Source organism: Vibrio sp. YIC-376 (assembly GCF_052353105.1).
GTDB lineage: Bacteria > Pseudomonadota > Gammaproteobacteria > Enterobacterales > Vibrionaceae > Vibrio.
In genome coordinates, this window is sequence record NZ_JBBWFK010000008.1 from 202795 (window position 1) to 220545 (window position 17751).

At 44.9% G+C, this 17751-nt stretch carries 15 protein-coding genes; 6 read left to right on the plus strand and 9 right to left on the minus strand.

Annotated elements, in window-relative coordinates:
- Positions 1 to 2 precede the first annotated feature (2 nt).
- From lapB to sohB, 6 genes are all read right to left on the minus strand, one after another.
- Complete coding sequence (lapB, locus tag WJM94_RS16455) at positions 3 to 1178, minus strand: lipopolysaccharide assembly protein LapB (protein ID WP_444495274.1); 1176 nt, start codon at positions 1176 to 1178, stop codon at positions 3 to 5.
- An 18-nt stretch (positions 1179 to 1196) separates the two neighbouring features.
- Complete coding sequence (locus tag WJM94_RS16460) at positions 1197 to 1490, minus strand: LapA family protein (RefSeq protein WP_444495275.1); 294 nt, start codon at positions 1488 to 1490, stop codon at positions 1197 to 1199.
- Between the two features lie 310 nt (positions 1491 to 1800).
- Positions 1801 to 2085 carry an integration host factor subunit beta gene (ihfB, locus tag WJM94_RS16465; RefSeq protein WP_444495276.1) on the minus strand — a complete coding sequence of 95 codons (285 nt, stop codon included), beginning with the start codon at positions 2083 to 2085 and terminating at the stop codon, positions 1801 to 1803.
- A gap of 213 nt (positions 2086 to 2298) precedes the next feature.
- A complete protein-coding gene (gene rpsA / locus WJM94_RS16470) occupies positions 2299 to 3969 on the minus strand; it encodes a 30S ribosomal protein S1 (RefSeq protein ID WP_444495277.1) in 1671 nt (556 codons plus the stop codon).
- A 110-nt stretch (positions 3970 to 4079) separates the two neighbouring features.
- Positions 4080 to 4760, minus strand: a complete 681-nt coding sequence (gene cmk, locus WJM94_RS16475; RefSeq protein ID WP_444495278.1) for a (d)CMP kinase — start codon at positions 4758 to 4760, stop codon at positions 4080 to 4082.
- A 212-nt stretch (positions 4761 to 4972) separates the two neighbouring features.
- Positions 4973 to 6034 carry a protease SohB gene (gene sohB, locus WJM94_RS16480; RefSeq protein WP_444495279.1) on the minus strand — a complete coding sequence of 354 codons (1062 nt, stop codon included), beginning with the start codon at positions 6032 to 6034 and terminating at the stop codon, positions 4973 to 4975.
- 259 nt (positions 6035 to 6293) lie between these two features.
- Here sohB and WJM94_RS16485 point away from each other — a divergent pair, with 259 nt between their 5' ends.
- The 4 genes from WJM94_RS16485 to WJM94_RS16500 all read left to right on the plus strand — a co-directional run bounded on the left by WJM94_RS16485 (position 6294) and on the right by WJM94_RS16500 (position 12389).
- Positions 6294 to 7040 (plus strand): YciK family oxidoreductase, encoded by a 747-nt coding sequence (locus WJM94_RS16485; RefSeq protein ID WP_444495280.1) that lies wholly within the window; start codon positions 6294 to 6296, stop codon positions 7038 to 7040.
- Between the two features lie 146 nt (positions 7041 to 7186).
- Entirely contained in the window at positions 7187 to 7879 is a 693-nt protein-coding gene (gene imuA / locus WJM94_RS16490; protein WP_444495281.1) for a translesion DNA synthesis-associated protein ImuA, read from the plus strand.
- Positions 7880 to 7883: 4 nt separating this feature from the next.
- Positions 7884 to 9287, plus strand: coding sequence for a Y-family DNA polymerase (locus WJM94_RS16495; protein ID WP_444495282.1), 1404 nt, complete (start codon positions 7884 to 7886; stop codon positions 9285 to 9287).
- Between the two features lie 27 nt (positions 9288 to 9314).
- Complete coding sequence (locus tag WJM94_RS16500; RefSeq protein ID WP_444495283.1) at positions 9315 to 12389, plus strand: error-prone DNA polymerase; 3075 nt, start codon at positions 9315 to 9317, stop codon at positions 12387 to 12389.
- 92 nt (positions 12390 to 12481) lie between these two features.
- On the opposite strand, the gene mlc is transcribed toward WJM94_RS16500, so the two are convergent.
- Complete coding sequence (mlc, locus tag WJM94_RS16505; RefSeq protein ID WP_444495284.1) at positions 12482 to 13699, minus strand: sugar metabolism global transcriptional regulator Mlc; 1218 nt, start codon at positions 13697 to 13699, stop codon at positions 12482 to 12484.
- Between the two features lie 365 nt (positions 13700 to 14064).
- Here mlc and pyk point away from each other — a divergent pair, with 365 nt between their 5' ends.
- Entirely contained in the window at positions 14065 to 15507 is a 1443-nt protein-coding gene (gene pyk, locus WJM94_RS16510) for a pyruvate kinase (protein WP_444495285.1), read from the plus strand.
- Positions 15508 to 15576: 69 nt separating this feature from the next.
- Here pyk and WJM94_RS16515 read toward each other — a convergent pair whose 3' ends face one another.
- Both WJM94_RS16515 and cydH read right to left on the minus strand, forming a co-directional pair.
- A complete protein-coding gene (locus WJM94_RS16515) occupies positions 15577 to 16728 on the minus strand; it encodes a patatin-like phospholipase family protein (RefSeq protein ID WP_444495286.1) in 1152 nt (383 codons plus the stop codon).
- A 32-nt stretch (positions 16729 to 16760) separates the two neighbouring features.
- Positions 16761 to 16853 (minus strand): cytochrome bd-I oxidase subunit CydH, encoded by a 93-nt coding sequence (cydH, locus tag WJM94_RS16520; RefSeq protein ID WP_444495287.1) that lies wholly within the window; start codon positions 16851 to 16853, stop codon positions 16761 to 16763.
- Positions 16854 to 16980: 127 nt separating this feature from the next.
- On the opposite strand from cydH, the gene WJM94_RS16525 reads away from it, so the two are divergent.
- A complete protein-coding gene (locus WJM94_RS16525) occupies positions 16981 to 17571 on the plus strand; it encodes an outer membrane beta-barrel protein (protein WP_444495288.1) in 591 nt (196 codons plus the stop codon).
- Positions 17572 to 17751 lie beyond the last annotated feature (180 nt).

Sequence of the window (17751 nt, forward strand, 5' to 3'; positions counted from 1 at the left end):
AATTATTCACCATCCAATCCTCGGATTGGTTTGATTGTCCCCCACCCCTTGCATGAAGGACAATGCCAATAAAGGGATTGGGTAGAAAAACCGCACTTTCTGCATCGATAATGCGGCTTCACTTTTAACTGTTCACCAACCATGGCTTGCAATGTTGAGAGACTGTCTTTTGCACGGCCCTCTTCAGCCTCTGCAATATGGTAATCAATCAAACGATAGAAGCCTTTCATAGTTGGATTTTTTAGAAGCTGTTTAGTCAGCAACTCCTGTGCAGCACCCACACTTTCGTGATGAGCGACTAGCTGCGCCAACATCAATTCAGCAGAGACCCCTGCTTTCTTATCGATACAGGCACGAAGGAACTCCACCAGCTCATCTTCTTGCCCTAGGTGATGGTAGCATTCTGCAATCGTAGGCAAGACATCACTGATAAAGTCTTTGTCTTGATCCAAGATTGAAGTTAAATATTTGATGGTCTGTTTGTAATCTTCGGACTCTAAGTAAATACGCCCCAACGCAATACTGGCTCGAACACATTTAGGGTCTTCAGAGAGTGCCTTTTTAAAATGCTGAACCGCTTTGCTCTTATTGCCATCTGCTTGATCCAACATGGCAATTTCACACCAAAAATGCGCGATGTTGGTACGCATGAGTGAACGCTTGTTACTCACTTTTGCCAACTGATTCGCGTAGTGAATCGCTTTTTCCCATTCGCGAGTTTGCTGGTAAATTGTCACGAGCTGTTGAAGCGCCCCCTCTCGATGATCAGGCTCTTCCACTAACTGCTCAAATATCTTTTCCGCACGGTCTAAAAAACCAGAGACCATGTAGTCTTTAGCAAGCTGCTGAAGTGCAAGGTTTTTCTGATCAAGAGTCAGACCTGAACGAGAAATAAGATTTTGGTGAATGCGAATTGCACGGTCCACTTCCCCACGAGAACGAAACAGGTTACCCAGAGCAAGGTGGGTATCTATGGTTTCGTTATCGACTTGGAGCAATTCTATAAAGTGGTCTACCGCTTTGTCTGATTGATCAGAAAGCAGCAAGTTAAGACCCGTCATGTATTGACGGGAAATTTGATGTGATTGCTTCTGCTTGTCTTGCTGAGCGCTGCGATGCCCCATGTACCAACCATACGCAGCAGCTATAGGCAATAACAAGAAGAGTAATTCAAGCATTAAAGTGAAGCCTTATCCTTATGCCTGTTTGTCGATAGCAGGTTTAGCAGTGGCTTCTGCTTTAACTGGCTCGTACTTTTTCAATTTCTTTTTCAGACGGCGAACTTGAAGTTGAGTCTTAAGTTGGATGCTAGCAAAGATAGCCCATGCCAAAGCAAAACCAACAACAAATACCACGCCTAATAGCGTTGATAAATGGAACTCTCCTTTTGCTAAAAGATAATTAAAGGTCACAACATCTTGGTTTTGTGAGCCTAGAGCTAGCGCAATTAAAAAGAGAGCAAATACAGCAGCGATTTTTATAATTTTCATGTTACATCACCCTTAGAGGAGTAAGTAGGTCAGATTATGCAGTAAAATTTTTCTTCAGACCACGTATATTAGCAATAATCTATACCCAAGTAACCTCAAGATGTCCGGTTTGTAGACACACTTTTGAAGTTATCTGCTCCACCGAGGTCATCAAAACCATATCTCTGGGTTCAGTTCAGAAACGCGATACTTTATCGCCACTTAAATCAACAAGGATGCCCAGGGAATTCTTCTGATAAGTTTTACTTGGGGATTTATAAAAAAGCGGCATACACAAAGTATGCCGCTTTTTCAAACTAATAAGAGAGCATTAAATACCAAGATTTACGCGCTCACGAAGTTCTTTGCCAGGTTTAAAATGTGGGACGAATTTACCTTCTAATTCCACTTTGTCACCCGTTTTAGGATTACGACCTACGCGAGGTTCGCGGTAATGAAGAGAAAAACTACCAAAGCCGCGGATCTCAATACGGTCCCCACTTTCTAGTGTAGAGGCCATGTGCTCTAAAATATCTTTTACAGCATCCTCTACCTCTTTCGCTGATAAATGTGTTTGCTCAGCGCAGAGTCTTTCAATCAGTTCAGACTTAGTCATAGTTGCCCTCTTTGAGTATCTTTATCACTCATTATAGTAAGTAATACTAATTCCAACAAACACTTGCTAGTAATTCTAGACAATTTTTACGCAAAATATGCAATGAAGAAATGTCTTTTATTAAGATAGTTTACTGGTATTAGTATTACTACTTTTATTGCAATAAACATAAAAAAGGAGCCTTGCGGCTCCTTTTTTGCTTAAGCGAGTATATTATTCGCCTTTAGCTGCTTTGAAAGCGTCAGCCATTGCGTTACCGAATGCATTGTCATCTTGCTTGTTGATAGATGCCATTGCTTCTTGCTCGTCAGCTTCGTCTTTAGCTTTGATAGATAGGTTGATTACGCGGTTCTTACGGTCTACACCTGTGAACTTAGCTTCAACAACATCACCAGCGCTTAGGATTAGAGAAGCATCTTCTACGCGATCGCGAGATACTTCAGAAGCACGGATGTAACCTTCAACGCCTTCTGCGATTTCAACAGTAGCACCTTTAGCGTCAACTGCAGTTACAGTAGCGTTAACTAGAATACCTTTCTTGTTGTCAGCAACGTAAGCATTGAATGGGTCGTTTTCCATTTGCTTAACGCCTAGAGAGATACGCTCACGCTCAGCGTCTACTGCTAGAACAACTGCAGAGATCTCGTCGCCTTTCTTGTACTCGCGTACTGCTTCTTCGCCAGCAACATTCCAAGAAATGTCAGATAGGTGAACTAGACCGTCGATGCCGCCTTCTAGACCGATAAAGATACCGAAGTCAGTGATTGACTTGATCTTACCAGTAACTTTGTCGCCTTTAGCTTGTGCTTCAGCGAATGACTGCCATGGGTTAGCTTTACACTGTTTCAGACCTAGAGAGATACGACGACGCTCTTCGTCGATTTCAAGAACCATAACCTCAACTTCGTCGCCAACATTAACAACTTTAGATGGGTGGATGTTCTTGTTAGTCCAATCCATTTCTGAAACGTGAACTAGACCTTCAACGCCTTCTTCGATTTCAACGAAGCAGCCGTAGTCAGTTAGGTTAGTTACGCGACCTGATAGTTTGTGACCTTCTGGGTAACGCTTAGCGATTGCTACCCATGGATCTTCGCCTAGTTGCTTAAGACCTAGTGATACGCGAGTACGCTCACGATCGAACTTAAGAACTTTAACTTGGATCTCGTCACCAACGTTAACGATTTCAGATGGGTGCTTAACGCGCTTCCAAGCCATATCAGTGATATGTAGAAGACCGTCAACGCCACCTAGGTCAACGAACGCACCGTAGTCAGTAAGGTTCTTAACGATACCTTTAACTTCAGAACCTTCTTGTAGAGTTTCTAGAAGCTCGTCACGTTCAACGCTGTTCTCAGATTCGATAACTGCACGACGTGAAACAACTACGTTGTTACGTTTTTGGTCAAGTTTGATAACTTTGAACTCTAGCTCTTTGTTTTCTAGGTGAGCAGTGTCACGGATTGGACGTACGTCTACTAGAGAGCCAGGAAGGAAAGCACGGATACCGTTTAGTTCAACAGTGAAACCGCCTTTAACTTTACCGTTGATGATACCAACAACAGTTTCAGCTTCTTCGTAAGCTTTCTCAAGAACGATCCAAGCTTCGTGACGCTTAGCTTTCTCACGAGAAAGTTGAGTTTCACCGAAACCATCTTCAACAGCGTCTAGAGCTACGTCTACTTGTGCACCAACTTCAACTTCAAGTTCGCCAGCAGCGTTCTTGAACTGTTCAGCAGGGATAGCAGATTCAGACTTAAGACCAGCGTCAACAAGAACGAAACCGTTCTCGATAGCTACTACAGTACCTTTAACGATGCTGCCTTGTTGGAATTCTGTTTCGTTTAGAAACTCTTCAAAGAGTTGAGCAAAAGATTCAGTCATTTATTTAATCTTCAATAAATTAAACGTCCACGGGTGTCCTACCACATGGGGTTATTAAATTCGCCGGTCATCATCCTTGCGACCAACGCTCTTAGCTTAGATGAGCATCATCACTCAGCTAGCTTCGATTCGATATATTGTAGTGCCTTTTCTACCACTTCGTCGATAGTCATCGACGTAGAATCTAGCACAAGCGCATCCTCTGCAGGGCGTAGTGGTGCCACTGGGCGGTTACGATCTCGGTCGTCACGCTCTTGGATCTCGCTCAAAAGGTCAGCAAATCTAACATCTAACCCTTTACCTTGCAACTGTTTAAGGCGTCTATTTGCACGTTCTTCAGCGCTCGCATCAAGGAAAATTTTCGCTTGTGCATGCGGGAAAACAACGGTTCCCATATCACGACCATCAGCGACCAGGCCCGGAGCGGCTTCAAATGCACGCTGACGACGTAATAACGCTTCACGAACACGTGGTAAAGCAGCAACTTTAGATGCAGCCATTCCCGTTTCTTCTTTACGAAGCTCACCTGAAACATCTTCGCCTTCAAGAATCACCTTAACGAGGTCACCTTCAGCGATAAATTGCACATCTAGGTGTGTTGCCAGTGGGACAAGCGCATCTTCAGACTCAGTATCAACACCATGGTGAATAGCAGCGAGTGCAAGTACTCGATAAATCGCGCCAGAGTCTAAGAGTTGGAAACCCAACTTTTTCGCCAGCAACATACACAGAGTGCCTTTACCTGCACCACTAGGTCCATCTACGGTTACAACCGGAGTTTGAGAGGACATGTTCTTCTCCACCTATTATTTCTTTTTAGCAATTTGCTCGGTTTTCGAGGCGCGCATTATAAGGGAAATTGCCTTCTCGGGCGAGGAAAAATGTCATGCAATGCATCACACCACATAAGCAATTTTATTTATAAAAGAATTTTAAAATGTAAATAAAAATGGCGAGAGCCTTCACCCTCGCCATATTCAAATTGGATATCACTCTTATGTGATTACACGATTGGCTTTTGACCACGCTCTGCCAACTTTAAGATCACACCGTCTGCGATTTTTCCGGCAACGCCAACCAGCTTGTCTGCCAGTTTTTTCTTCTGTACGTAATGAACCGCTAATACCGTTTTATCTTTACATGCGGCGACAACGAGATCATCAGACGTACCGATTTCATCAACCAAACCACGCTCTTTTGCTTGAGTGCCAAACCAGTGTTCACCAGTTGCCACTTTTTCCAACTCTAAGCTTGGGCGACGCTCACGAATAAAATCTTTGAACAATACGTGAGTTTCTTCCAGTTCTTGCTTGAACTTGTCACGTGCTTTATCGGTGTTTTCACCAAACATGGTCAGCGTACGCTTGTACTCACCGGCAGTCAGCTGTTCGTACTCAATGTCGTGTTTCTTCAATAACTTATTGAAGTTTGGAATTTGTGCAATAACACCAATCGATCCAACAATCGCGAACGGCGCGGAAACAATTTTATCGGCGACACAAGCCATCATGTAACCACCACTGGCAGCCACTTTGTCCACGGAAATCGTTAATGGCAATCCCGCCGCTTTAATGCGATCAAGTTGTGAAGACGCTAAACCGTAGCCATGTACCATACCACCGCCCGACTCCAGACGAAGTAAAACTTCATCTCCTTCACGCGCAACAGCGAGAATAGCAGTGATCTCTTCACGCAATGAATTCACTTCTTTCGCATCGATGCTGCCATGGAAGTCCAGAACGAACAGATGTGGTTCGCGTTTGCTGTCTAACGCTCCCTCTTTACTCGCTTGTTTGATTTCTTTCTCGCGTGATTTGTTCTTTTCTTTTTCTTCTTTCTTAACGGCTTTATCACGAGCTTTGATGAAAGCCTCGTCATGTAAGTGGTGTTCTAATTGCTCAACCGACTGTTTATGCTGTTCAGAAAGGTTGGTGATCTCGAGTTCACCTTTGGCTGCACCCGACTTTCCACCAGCCGATTTGACAAGAATAATCAGGACAAAGATCGCAGCAACGAATGTGACAATCTTGGCCAAAAATAGACCGTAATCTAATATAAATTCCAATGAGAGCTCCTTTATCTCACTCCAGCATGTGTGTCAGGTATGGTGCGTAGAAAATCAGTTAGAGACTAACGAAGTGTGTAACCACTAGTACTGATTGCACTCAGATAACATACCTATAGTTCTGGAATTGGTATAACACATGAATTGGTGTATTGTAACCATCTTGTCACGATTACCAAGATTTTCCATTGAGAAACCGGCGTATTTTAGCGTCAATTAACTATCATGGACCCTCTTACAATAATAAGGATTAAACACCGTGAACTACTCCGTTTCAGCAGATGCCTTAAAAGATAAAGTAATTCTTGTTACCGGTGCAGGTAATGGTATTGGCCGTCAAGCCGCACTTTCATACGCAAAGCACGGTGCAACGGTGATTTTATTGGGCAGAAACGTTCAAAATCTTGAATCCATTTACGATGAAATTGAAGCTGCTGGTTACCCACAAGCCGCCATTATTCCTCTTGATCTAAAAGGGGCAACAAAACAGAACTACATTGATATGGCGGAAACCATTGAAGGTCAATTTGGTCGCCTCGATGGCCTGCTGCACAACGCAGGCGTTCTGAGCACACTTTGCCCATTCGAACAAATCAAGGAAGATGACTTCGACGACATCATGCAGATCAACGTAAAGGCAGAGGTTCTGATGACCCAAGCTTTACTACCTGTGATGCGCAAGTCTGAAGCAGGTCGTATTATCTTTACATCTTCTACCGTTGGTCACTCTGGTCGTGCTTTCTGGGGTCCATATGCTATCTCGAAATTCGCAGTAGAGGGCATGATGCAAGTCCTTGCTGATGAGCTAAGTGATACACCAATCCGTGTTAACGCAATCAACCCGGGTGCTACACGTACTCGCATGCGTGAAAAAGCGTACCCAGGTGAAGATGCAAACCAGCTAAAAACACCGCAGGATCTGATGCCGCTATACCTACACCTGATGGATCCAAGTGTGACCGATGTGAATGGTCAGTGCATTGATGCACAACCGAAGCGCAAGTGATTCTGCTCGAATTCCTTCACATAACCGATTGAAAAGGCAGCAAACGCTGCCTTTTTTCATTTTTCTCTCCACAAAAATCTTGCGACTTTCCGCCATAGAAATATACTGTACATATATACAGGTAATTAAGTTCTATTGACCTAGCTATGCAAGATATTATTCAGCACTTAAAGAGCCAACATCTTGTTTGGCAAGCAAATTTAACCAAATCGGACTCACATCAGTTCCTCAACAGCTCTGGCTTTCCTAAGTTGGACACTCTGCTTGGTGGTGGTTTTCCACCTCATGGAGTGGTCGAAATGGAATCCGTCGGCAGCATTGGTGAATTGCGTCTGTTAGCGCCTTATTTGAAATCCTCTATGGCCAGAGGCGTCACTGCGTTTATTCAGCCCCCTGCCCTGATGAATTCACTCTTCCTGCACAGCATCGGCTTGGATATTAATCAAGTCTGGGTCGTCACACCTGACCACCAGCGTGACGCGCTCTGGGCAGCGGAGCAGTGCCTAAAAAGTGGTGTGTGTACCAATGTATTACTGTGGCAAGAGGAACTCGAGATCCATCAGGTTAAGCGCCTGCAAGTCGCCAGCGAGCAGGGTTCTTGTCCTCTGTTTATGCTCAAGCCCAATATGACGAATCGTTTGTCTTTACCTGTTTCACTGAGTTTGAAACTACAAGGCCACGAGCAAGGTGTCAGTGTTGAAGTGTTAAAACGTAAAGGTGGCTGGAGCAAAGGTCAGGTAGACATTAACTTCCAACATCATTATCCACAATTGGTGGTACCGGCTAAGGAGCATACTCCGTCGACAGTGGTACATTTCCCTTTAGCCAATCAAGGGTAAGCGCATGTCTTTATGGATTTATTTGCACTTCCCTCGCCTGCAATTGGACACACTGTTTGGTAATAGCCAAACACAGCCAGTGGTGATTGTCGAAAGCCAACGCGGCCGCATCATTCAATACAATGACATCGCGGAGCAGCAAGGTATTAAACCCGATATGGGACTTGGTAGTGCAGCTTCTTTGTGTCGTGACTTACAAGTGCATCCTTACCATCCGCAAACCGAGCTGAATAAGTTGCAGGAGATTGCCCAGTGGCTGTATCTGATCACATCTGATGTGGTATTGATGCCCAATAAGGGGCTCCTGCTACGCGTAACGCCAATGCTCCGTCTATATGAAGGGTTGCAAAACTACTGGCGCAAAGTCACCTCTCACTTAGCCACTTTAAAACTGACTTTTCAGTTTGGCTGTGGGTTTTCGCCATTTGCCGCCAAGCTAATGGCGCTGTCTGGAAGTAACCAACTCAGTGAGAACCGTGAATTCATCCAGCAATCTCTCGATCTTGTGCCGCTGACACTGACTGATTTATCGACTGTTACGGTTGATAAATTGCAGCGTGTCGGTGTAAACACATTACAAGACCTGCTTGAGTTGCCACTGCAAGACATCGCTCGCCGTTTTGATATTGATTTAGTTAACTACGTGGGTCGACTAACAGGTCAATTTAAACACCCTGTCGATTTTTATCACCCAACAGAATCATTTCAGGTGTATTTGGAGCTGTTATTTGAGCTCGAAAATGTTCAATGGGTCGAAAAACCGCTAGTGACGTTACTTCGTCAACTCGAGACCTTTCTGAAGCTGAGAGACAAAGTCGCCTTTGAGCTCCGTTTGACACTTCACCAACGAGATAAACAAGAGCAGTACCTTCCACTCACTTCTGCTCAAGGTGATTACTTATCCCAACGCTGGTTGCAACTCGCCAGTTTGAGCCTGGAATCTCTGACACTCAATGGCCCAGTGGTTGGCTTGACTTTACAGGTTATCCGTCAGGGAGAGCCTATAAGCAGTGCTTGCGATATTTTTGCCGGGCAGAAAGGCCAAATGAATAGCTTAGAACTGCTCTCTTTGCTGCAGGCCAAACTGGGGAAACGTTCCGTACTCAAGCCAGAGATTGCTTGTGACCCAAGACCAGAGAAAGCCTGCCAGTATCGCCCCGCCGATGAACCCGATGTCACGATTACGTCGATTCCCCAATTGCTGCGTCCTGCGATGCAATTACCCACACCGATACCTCTCCAGGAGCAGGTGTCACTGGTGCATGGACCTGAGCGAATTGTTTCAGGGTGGTGGGATGGCGATGAGATCATGCGCGATTACTACATTGCGCACACCAGACAAGGTCGCTGGTTATGGGTGTTTCGCGATCAGCATAAGCATTGGTTTCTTCACGGGTATTTTTGTTAAGTCTATAGTTATTTTTGTTAAGTCGTTATGAATTACGCAGAACTGTTTTGTCAGTCCAATTTTTCTTTTCTTACGGGTGCTTCTCATGCAGAAGAGCTGGTGCTGCAAGCAGCCTTTTATCGCTATCAGGCCATCGCGATCACTGATGAATGTTCCGTCGCTGGCGTAGTAAAAGCGTACGCCACGATCAAACAACATAAGCTCGACATCAAACAAATCGTTGGCAGCATGTTTTGGCTCAATGATGAATGCCAGGTGGTTTTACTGTGTCCATGTCGCCAAGCCTATGCAGAGCTGTGCCGTATCATCACTAACGCAAGACGACGCAGTGAAAAAGGAAGTTATCAACTCTCTGAATGGGATTTGATGTCGATTCAACGTTGCTTTGTCCTGTGGTTACCGACTCATCAAAACAGCGACCATTACTGGGGGCGTTGGTTAAAGCAACATCATGAAAACCGTTTGTGGGTTGCAATCCAGCGTCATCTTGGTGGCGATGATACGGCGTATATCGTTCATTGTGAAAGCCTAGCCCATGAGTTCCAGTTACCCATCACTGCTTGTGGCGGCGTACTCATGCACTCGGTCGAACGTCTACCATTACAACACGTGCTAACAGCAGTGAAACACGGCTGTAGTGTCGACAAACTAGGGTTTGAACGAATTACCAATGCTGAACGTGCTTTGCGACCACTCAACAAACTTTCCCGTGTCTACAAACCAGAGTGGATTGCAGAGAGCAAGTACATCGCCGATTTGTGTGAATTTAAGCTGGGCGATCTGAAATACGAATACCCTGCTGAATTGATCCCTGACGGTTACACACCAGACTCTTACCTGCGCATGTTAGTCGAACGCGGAAAGAAAAGACGTTTTCCTAATGGCGTACCAGAAGACATTCAGAAAACGATCGAGAATGAACTCGCGTTAATAAAAGATCTGAAATACCACTATTACTTCTTAACGATCCACGACATTGTGATGTTCGCGAAAAAGCAAGGCATTCTCTATCAGGGACGAGGCTCTGCAGCGAACTCTGTGGTGTGTTATTGCCTGGAAATCACCTCGGTTGACCCAAGGCAAATTGCTGTGCTGTTCGAAAGATTTATCAGTAAAGAGCGAGATGAGCCACCGGATATTGATGTCGACTTTGAGCATGAACGTCGCGAAGAAGTCATTCAATACATCTACAAAAAATACGGTCGAGAGCGAGCGGCTCTGGCAGCAACCGTGATCAGCTATCGCTTTAAAAGCGCAGTCAGAGAAGTAGGTAAAGCTCTGGGAATAGAAGAAACCCAACTCGACTTTTTCATTAAGAACGTGAATCGCCGTGATCGTAGCCAAGGCTGGCAAGCGCAGATTGTTGAGCTCGGATTACACCCGGAGTCACTCAAGGGACAGCAATTTATTCAACTGGTGAACGAGATCATCGGTTTTCCTCGTCATCTGTCTCAACACGTGGGTGGCTTCGTGATTTCGTCCGGACCGTTATACGAGTTAGTTCCGGTAGAAAATGCGGCCATGGAAGATCGCACCATCATTCAATGGGACAAAGACGATTTAGAAAGCTTAAAACTACTCAAAGTCGATGTGCTCGCATTAGGCATGTTGAATGCGATCAGAAAGTGCTTTCAACTGGTCGAAAAGCACCACCAGCGATCGCTTTCCATTGCAGAGATCACCCGACTTCAGGACGATCCTGATGTTTATCGCATGATCCAGAAAGCAGACACGGTCGGTGTCTTTCAAATCGAATCCAGAGCACAAATGAGTATGCTGCCTCGCTTGAAACCCGCCTGTTATTACGACTTGGTGATTCAGATTGCGATTGTACGTCCGGGTCCAATTCAAGGCGATATGGTTCACCCCTTTCTTAAAAGGCGTAATAAAGAAGAGCCGGTGAGTTACCCATCAAAAGAAGTGGAAAGTGTATTAGCACGAACCATGGGGGTGCCGATTTTTCAGGAGCAGGTGATCAAACTGGCAATGGTCGCAGCAGGTTTCAGTGGCGGTGAAGCGGATCAGCTACGTCGGGCGATGGCGGCCTGGAAAAAGAATGGTGATCTTGCCAAGTTTAAACCGAAGCTGATCGATGGTATGCGAGAGCGAGGCTACGATTTAGCGTTTGCTGAACGCATCTTCGAGCAAATTTGCGGCTTTGGTGAATACGGATTCCCCGAAAGTCATTCGGCTTCGTTTGCGGTGCTGGCGTATTGTTCATCTTGGCTGAAGTACTACTACCCCGCCGAGTTTTATACCGCGCTACTGAATAGCCAGCCAATGGGTTTTTACAGCCCTTCGCAACTGGTGCAGGATGCTCGTCGTCACGGCATTGAAGTTTTGCCGGTATGTGTCAACCACTCACTCTATCAGCACCACCTTACTAGACGTCCAAACGGTCGTCTGGGTGTGCAACTTGGCTTTCGCCTAGTAAAAGGTTTCAATGAAGAGAGCGCAACCCGACTCGTTAAACATCGCCCTAACAAGGGTTATCGTTCAATTCAGGAGATAAAACAAATCTTGCGAAGCCGTCGTGATATCGAACTGTTGGCATCCGCAAATGCTTTCCAGATATTATCAGGCAATCGCTATAGTGCACGTTGGGCGGCCATGGACTCACTATCGGACTTACCTTTATTTTATGATGTGCAAGAGCCAGTTTCTGACTATCAAACGCAGCCTTCGGAGTATGAAAACCTGATCGAAGATTATGCCAGTACAGGGCTTTCTCTCAATCGCCATCCGATTACCCTGCTAGAGCAAGCAGGCAAGCTGCCTCACTTTACCCGCATGAAACAGCTTGTCGAGAAAGAGCATAAATCACTGGTGACCGTTGTGGGTCTGGTCACTGGTCGGCAATCTCCCGGCACCGCTGCCGGTGTCACCTTCATTACTCTGGAAGACGATACGGGAAATATTAACGTCGTGGTTTGGAGCGCTACCGCCCGTGCACAAAAACAAGCTTATCTCACATCAAAGGTAATGATGGTAAAGGGAATTTTAGAGATAGAGGGAGATGTCACACACGTGATCGCTGGCAGACTGATCGACTGCACTCATCACCTGGCGGAGTTACAAAGCAAATCACGCGACTTTCACTAGTTCACTAGCGTTTGGAACCAGGCAGATAACAAAAAGGGATGAGAATTCAAGCCTCATCCCTTTCCTATGTCAGATATAAAATGAATAAAGGGTTATCCCTCTACCACTTTCATCAACAATTGCCCATCGTACAACGCTTGTTTTACCAGCGCAGCACCTGGCATCGTTGCTTGCTTGTAGAAGCGCGACTCAACCAGTTCCAGGTCCTGGTGATAGACCGGCAGGCTCTGCTCTTCAATACAACGACGAATCGCTGGATAGAGCACATCTTTTGCCTGATTGATAACGCCACCAATCAAAACCTTTTCCGGGTTAAAAAGGTTAATCACAATCGCAATTGCAGCACCCAGATAACCTCCCAGTTTTTCGATCACATCAACCGCAAGAGGATCACCATTAGCCGCCGCTTCACATATGCTTTCGATGGTCATTTCTTCTTGTTCGGCAAGACTTGATTCCTCACCATTGGCAATCCGCATCACCACTTCTTCGCGGATAGCCTGTGAACTCGCAACCGTTTCTAAACAGCCGATATTTCCACAATGGCAACGTTTTCCATTCGGATCGATCTGTATGTGTCCCAATTCACCAATGTTACCGTGGCGACCAAGTAGAACACGACCATCCAGAATAATACCGGCGCCTAATCCATGGTGAATAGAGATCAGAACGGAGTTTTCATTCTCTTTTGAGTGACCGAACAGTTTTTCCGCTAGTGCCCAAGCTCGTGTATCGTTGGCAACAAATACTGGTAAACCTGTGGCTTTGTATATTTCTGGCCCCAACGCGAGATTTTCGACATTGTAGTGCGGCATTTGCAACACTATGCCTTGCTCTGAATTCACAAGACCAGGAAGAGTAATCGCAATACTGGTAACACGACCTAGCTGATCGGCGTAGGTTTGGAAAAATTCATCAATCTCATAGAGTAAGCGTTCGAGCACATCATCTTGGTCAAGTTCGTGAATTTCGATTTTGGTATCGATCAACACATCACCGCCAAGTTCGTGGAGCGCAATCGTCAGATAGCCACGCCCCAAACGCATCGACAGGAATTGCCAGCCTTCATTATTGACTTGTAATCCCACTGCCGGACGACCACGGCTCGTCGCTTCTTGAACTGTGGTTTCATGAATCAGGTGTGCTTCAATTAATTCTCGAGTGATTTTGGTGATACTCGCAGGCGCAAGCTCGCTTTGCTTTGATAAATCAATTCGAGATATTGGACCCTTTAGATCAATTAATTTATATACACGACCAGCATTGACCTGTTTGATATGATCAATATGGCCTGGTTGAGCCATGTACATCTTGCACTCCAAAATTCTATAACCCGACAATTTTTTTACTTTGCGAAGTAATTGTGAAGTGAATTAATAAATCCCCGTGACAAGCATCACGCATAAACCTGTATGTTTGTGTATTCAATCAAATAACTAAGAATCTACAGCTGCTAAATTGTGTGAAAAGTAACTTATTTCATTTACCGAATTAGGGGTGAAACTTGAGACAATCTCTGTCACACGGCTATGTTGGGCTGAGATATGGGCTTAGATTTATATCAAAGTGGATCACTTTTTACTCGTGTTCATCTTAATGCCTCTATTCTAGTGAGTATACTTAATACACAGATTTCGAGTTACCTTGTCCCACACTAGCATTCTTCGGAGAATCTATGACTGCCAAATTGAGAAGAACAAAAATCGTCACCACTCTCGGACCTTCAACAGATAAAGACAATGTACTTGAGGAGATCATCAAGGCAGGCGCTAACGTTGTACGAATGAACTTTTCACACGGTAGCAGTGAAGATCACATTCAGCGCGCCAACAGAGTACGTGCAGTTGCAGCAAAATTAGGCCGTCAGGTTGCGATCTTAGGCGACTTACAGGGCCCTAAAATCCGCGTTTCCACATTCAAAGACGGCAAAATCAATCTAAAAGTAGGTGATAGATTCACCCTAGACAGCGACTTGCCGAAAGGCGAAGGTGATCAAGAGACTGTAGGCTTAGACTACAAAGAGCTGCCGCAAGATGTCGCACCAAACGATATTCTGCTTCTTGACGATGGTCGGGTGCAATTACAAGTCACCAGTGTAGAAGGAAATAAAGTCCATACTCGCGTCACTGTTGGTGGCCCGTTATCTAATAACAAGGGAATCAACAAAAAAGGTGGCGGCTTATCTGCCGATGCGCTGACTGAAAAAGACAAAGCAGATATTCTTACTGCTGCTGCGATTAAAGTCGATTATCTAGCAATTTCGTTCCCACGGAATGGCGAAGATATGCACTATGCACGTCGTTTAGCTCGTGACGCAGGTTTAGAAGCTAAGTTGGTGGCCAAAGTAGAGCGTGCCGAAACCGTAGAAAGTAATGAGTCGATTGACGATATCATTCTAGCCTCAGATGTTGTCATGGTGGCTCGCGGTGACTTAGGGGTAGAAATCGGAGACCCGGAACTGATTGGGGTACAGAAAAAACTCATCCGTCGAGCGCGCAGCCTAAACCGTATCGTTATTACCGCAACCCAAATGATGGAGTCGATGGTCAATAATCCGATGCCAACCCGTGCGGAAGTGATGGACGTGGCTAATGCCGTCTTAGATGGCACTGATGCAGTGATGCTATCGGGTGAAACTGCGGCGGGTCTTTACCCTGTAGAAACAGTAAAATCAATGGCTGAAGTGTGCCTTGGTGCTGAAAAAATGTCTGAGGCAAGTTTATCGTCATATCGCTTAGATCGAACCTTTGAGACAGCAGAAGAAACCATTGCAATGGCAACCATGTACTCTGCTAACCACATGGAAGGCATCAAAGCGATGATCTCTTTGACCGAATCTGGCAGAACTGCCTTAATGATGTCACGCCTGAGCTCGGGTTTGCCTATTTTTGCGTTATCAAGAAATGAATCGACACTGAATCGCGCCGCTTTATATAGAGGTGTTACGCCGGTTTACTTTAACTATAAAGGGGATGCAGGATTACCCACTGCGCAAGCTGCAATCACTTGCATCAAAGAGAAAGGACTTCTAGACGACGGTGATTTAGTCATTATTACTCAAGGTGATGTAATGGATGTGGTGGGCTCGACCAACTGCATGCGGATTCTTTCTGCGTAACCTATCCGATTACAATCATTAAGGGCTCCAACTGGAGCCCTTTTTTCAATCCCAAAATTGCGGCTGGTACTAAGCACTTTCCCGACCATCAGCATTGAGATCAAGCTGGTCGTAAAGCTGGACAAAGTTATAACCAGCCTGCAACCCAAGTTGGTAATCATGCTCTAAGGCGTCATGTTCACTTAACAAGGAAGAGGACAAAAGCCCCTCTTTAGGAGCGATTTGCAGGATAAAAGTATCATCAGGAGGCGTAGATAGAAACGCCTGAGTAAGCTCAAACGTCTGGTAATGGATCATAAGCATGTCCGCTAAACCAGAATCAAAATTTTCTCCAATAAGGTGACTCAAGCGATAAAGATTATCCGCGCCAAACAGCCATCTTCCGCCATTCAATAGCATTTTCCCGGAAAGTTTGGATTGATGAGCGACACTTATCTTTTGCTGGAAGAATGATGACCAATCCGACTTCCATTGACTGACTTTTTGTTGCCATGATTGCTGAACCGAGTTGATCGACTCTCGATACCACTGCACTGGCCTATCTCCGATTTCACTTTGTGCCCTTGCTTCCGTTTCAGAGAAAGGTTCAGTTCGGATGACAATGATATTACGCGCATTCTGTCTCCACGCTTCCTGAACAGGGATAGAAGCAGACACACCACCGTCGACAAACTTATGTCCATTCAAATCAACTGGACCAAGATACAGTTTAGGAATCGCACATGTTGCCAGCATAGTAGTAAACCAGGAGTCTCCAAGCATCGGAAGATACTGGTCGGACAGCGTCTCTACGTTGGTGACAGCCGCAAAGGCTCGTCTATTACCTAAAGTCTTACGCCCTAAGTCAAGGTCGAGTTTATATGGAAATTCTTGAATTCTGTGTAGCGCCCACTCGAGCCCTAAATACTGCTGATTACGAATATACTGAAAGAGATTAAAAAACTCTGGAGAGGTGGTGAGTTCAGTAATGAAAGCCTTACCCATGCCGTGTTGGCGACATAAGTACGGGCACAAGTTTAATGCGCCCGCAGAAGTACCATAAAATTCATCAAAAGGATCAAAATTGGAGAGTAAAAATGCGTCAAGCACTCCAGCGGTAAAAATCCCTCTCTGCCCTCCACCTTGCGTGACAAGAGCAGTTTTGCCATGCCTGAAATGCTCATAAACGTCTATATCAAGTTCAGTATGGCTATCAGTAATTATACCGCTGTTACGTATCATCGGCTCACGCCTTCTAACACTCGTCGCCTAGATTAAGCCGACATAATCGCAGTAAATCCAAACGAAAGAAGTACTGCGAAAACTACGGCTACAATGATAAGTGCGGACTTGAGATCGTGTTCCATAAACACCTCCTTTATCTGTAACAAATTAATAACACCAGTGTGAAACATCTTCAAGAATTGCTTAATTTGTTCACACGGTTTTGACTAAGGCATCACAATTAGCTTATTCATAATAAGGAGATAGCACATGAAGAATAAATTAAGCGGCTTACTTGGAGGCATGTTATTAAGTATTGCTGCTAACGCTCAAGCTAATCTCATCATTACCCCATTTCTTGGTTACGCAGCAGGAGGCAAGGTTGAAGATGAAAGTGGCAATAGCTACGATATTGATGGTGCAGCAAACTATGCATTAGCGGTAGAAACGACCTTTCTCCAAGGTAAGATTGGGCTTTTTTATTCTTATCAGCCAACAGAAATAAAAGAGCTATCAAACTCTGCAAACATTCACTATCTGCAATTTCAAAGCAGCATCTCCTATCCTGTTACTCCAAGCTGGCAGACATACATTGGGGCTGGAATAGGTGGTTCTTATAATGATGTTAACTGGGCGGACAAAAAATACGGTTTTTCGGCAAGTTTGTTTGCGGGCGCTGAATATGAATACTCAAAAACGTTTGCTCTCACCGCACAACTACGATGGCTGGGTACAGTAGTTGATAACGATACTTCTGGTGCGTGTACATTACCGTCAGAAGGTTCAAACTGTATTATCAAATATGACACTGACTGGATGAACCAATTTCAATCGAATATCGGATTTAGCTTTCGCTTTTAACTGCAACAGATTGAGGAAACATCATCTAGGTGGATGTACAAAAGCTAGACGTACGCCCTAAACAATCAAAATAGTCCATATGACCATATTGACATTGATTTAGCAGTTATTTATTTCAAAGCTAATACAGATATTCTCAAATATCCCCTAACAAGGTTTCGTTTAACAACATTAAAACCA

What these genes read in the sequence shown, in the direction of transcription:
- imuA (WP_444495281.1), top strand. Translation starts at nt 7,187, where the DNA reads ATGCAAGATATTATTCAGCACTTAAAGAGCCAACATCTTGTTTGGCAA.
- WJM94_RS16525 (WP_444495288.1), top strand. Translation starts at nt 16,981, where the DNA reads ATGAAGAATAAATTAAGCGGCTTACTTGGAGGCATGTTATTAAGTATT.
- cydH (WP_444495287.1), bottom strand. Translation starts at nt 16,853, where the DNA reads ATGGAACACGATCTCAAGTCCGCACTTATCATTGTAGCCGTAGTTTTC.
- ihfB (WP_444495276.1), bottom strand. Translation starts at nt 2,085, where the DNA reads ATGACTAAGTCTGAACTGATTGAAAGACTCTGCGCTGAGCAAACACAT.
- lapB (WP_444495274.1), bottom strand. Translation starts at nt 1,178, where the DNA reads ATGCTTGAATTACTCTTCTTGTTATTGCCTATAGCTGCTGCGTATGGT.
- mlc (WP_444495284.1), bottom strand. Translation starts at nt 13,699, where the DNA reads ATGTACATGGCTCAACCAGGCCATATTGATCATATCAAACAGGTCAAT.
- cmk (WP_444495278.1), bottom strand. Translation starts at nt 4,760, where the DNA reads ATGTCCTCTCAAACTCCGGTTGTAACCGTAGATGGACCTAGTGGTGCA.
- pyk (WP_444495285.1), top strand. Translation starts at nt 14,065, where the DNA reads ATGACTGCCAAATTGAGAAGAACAAAAATCGTCACCACTCTCGGACCT.
- WJM94_RS16495 (WP_444495282.1), top strand. Translation starts at nt 7,884, where the DNA reads ATGTCTTTATGGATTTATTTGCACTTCCCTCGCCTGCAATTGGACACA.
- WJM94_RS16460 (WP_444495275.1), bottom strand. Translation starts at nt 1,490, where the DNA reads ATGAAAATTATAAAAATCGCTGCTGTATTTGCTCTCTTTTTAATTGCG.
- WJM94_RS16515 (WP_444495286.1), bottom strand. Translation starts at nt 16,728, where the DNA reads ATGATACGTAACAGCGGTATAATTACTGATAGCCATACTGAACTTGAT.
- rpsA (WP_444495277.1), bottom strand. Translation starts at nt 3,969, where the DNA reads ATGACTGAATCTTTTGCTCAACTCTTTGAAGAGTTTCTAAACGAAACA.
- WJM94_RS16500 (WP_444495283.1), top strand. Translation starts at nt 9,315, where the DNA reads ATGAATTACGCAGAACTGTTTTGTCAGTCCAATTTTTCTTTTCTTACG.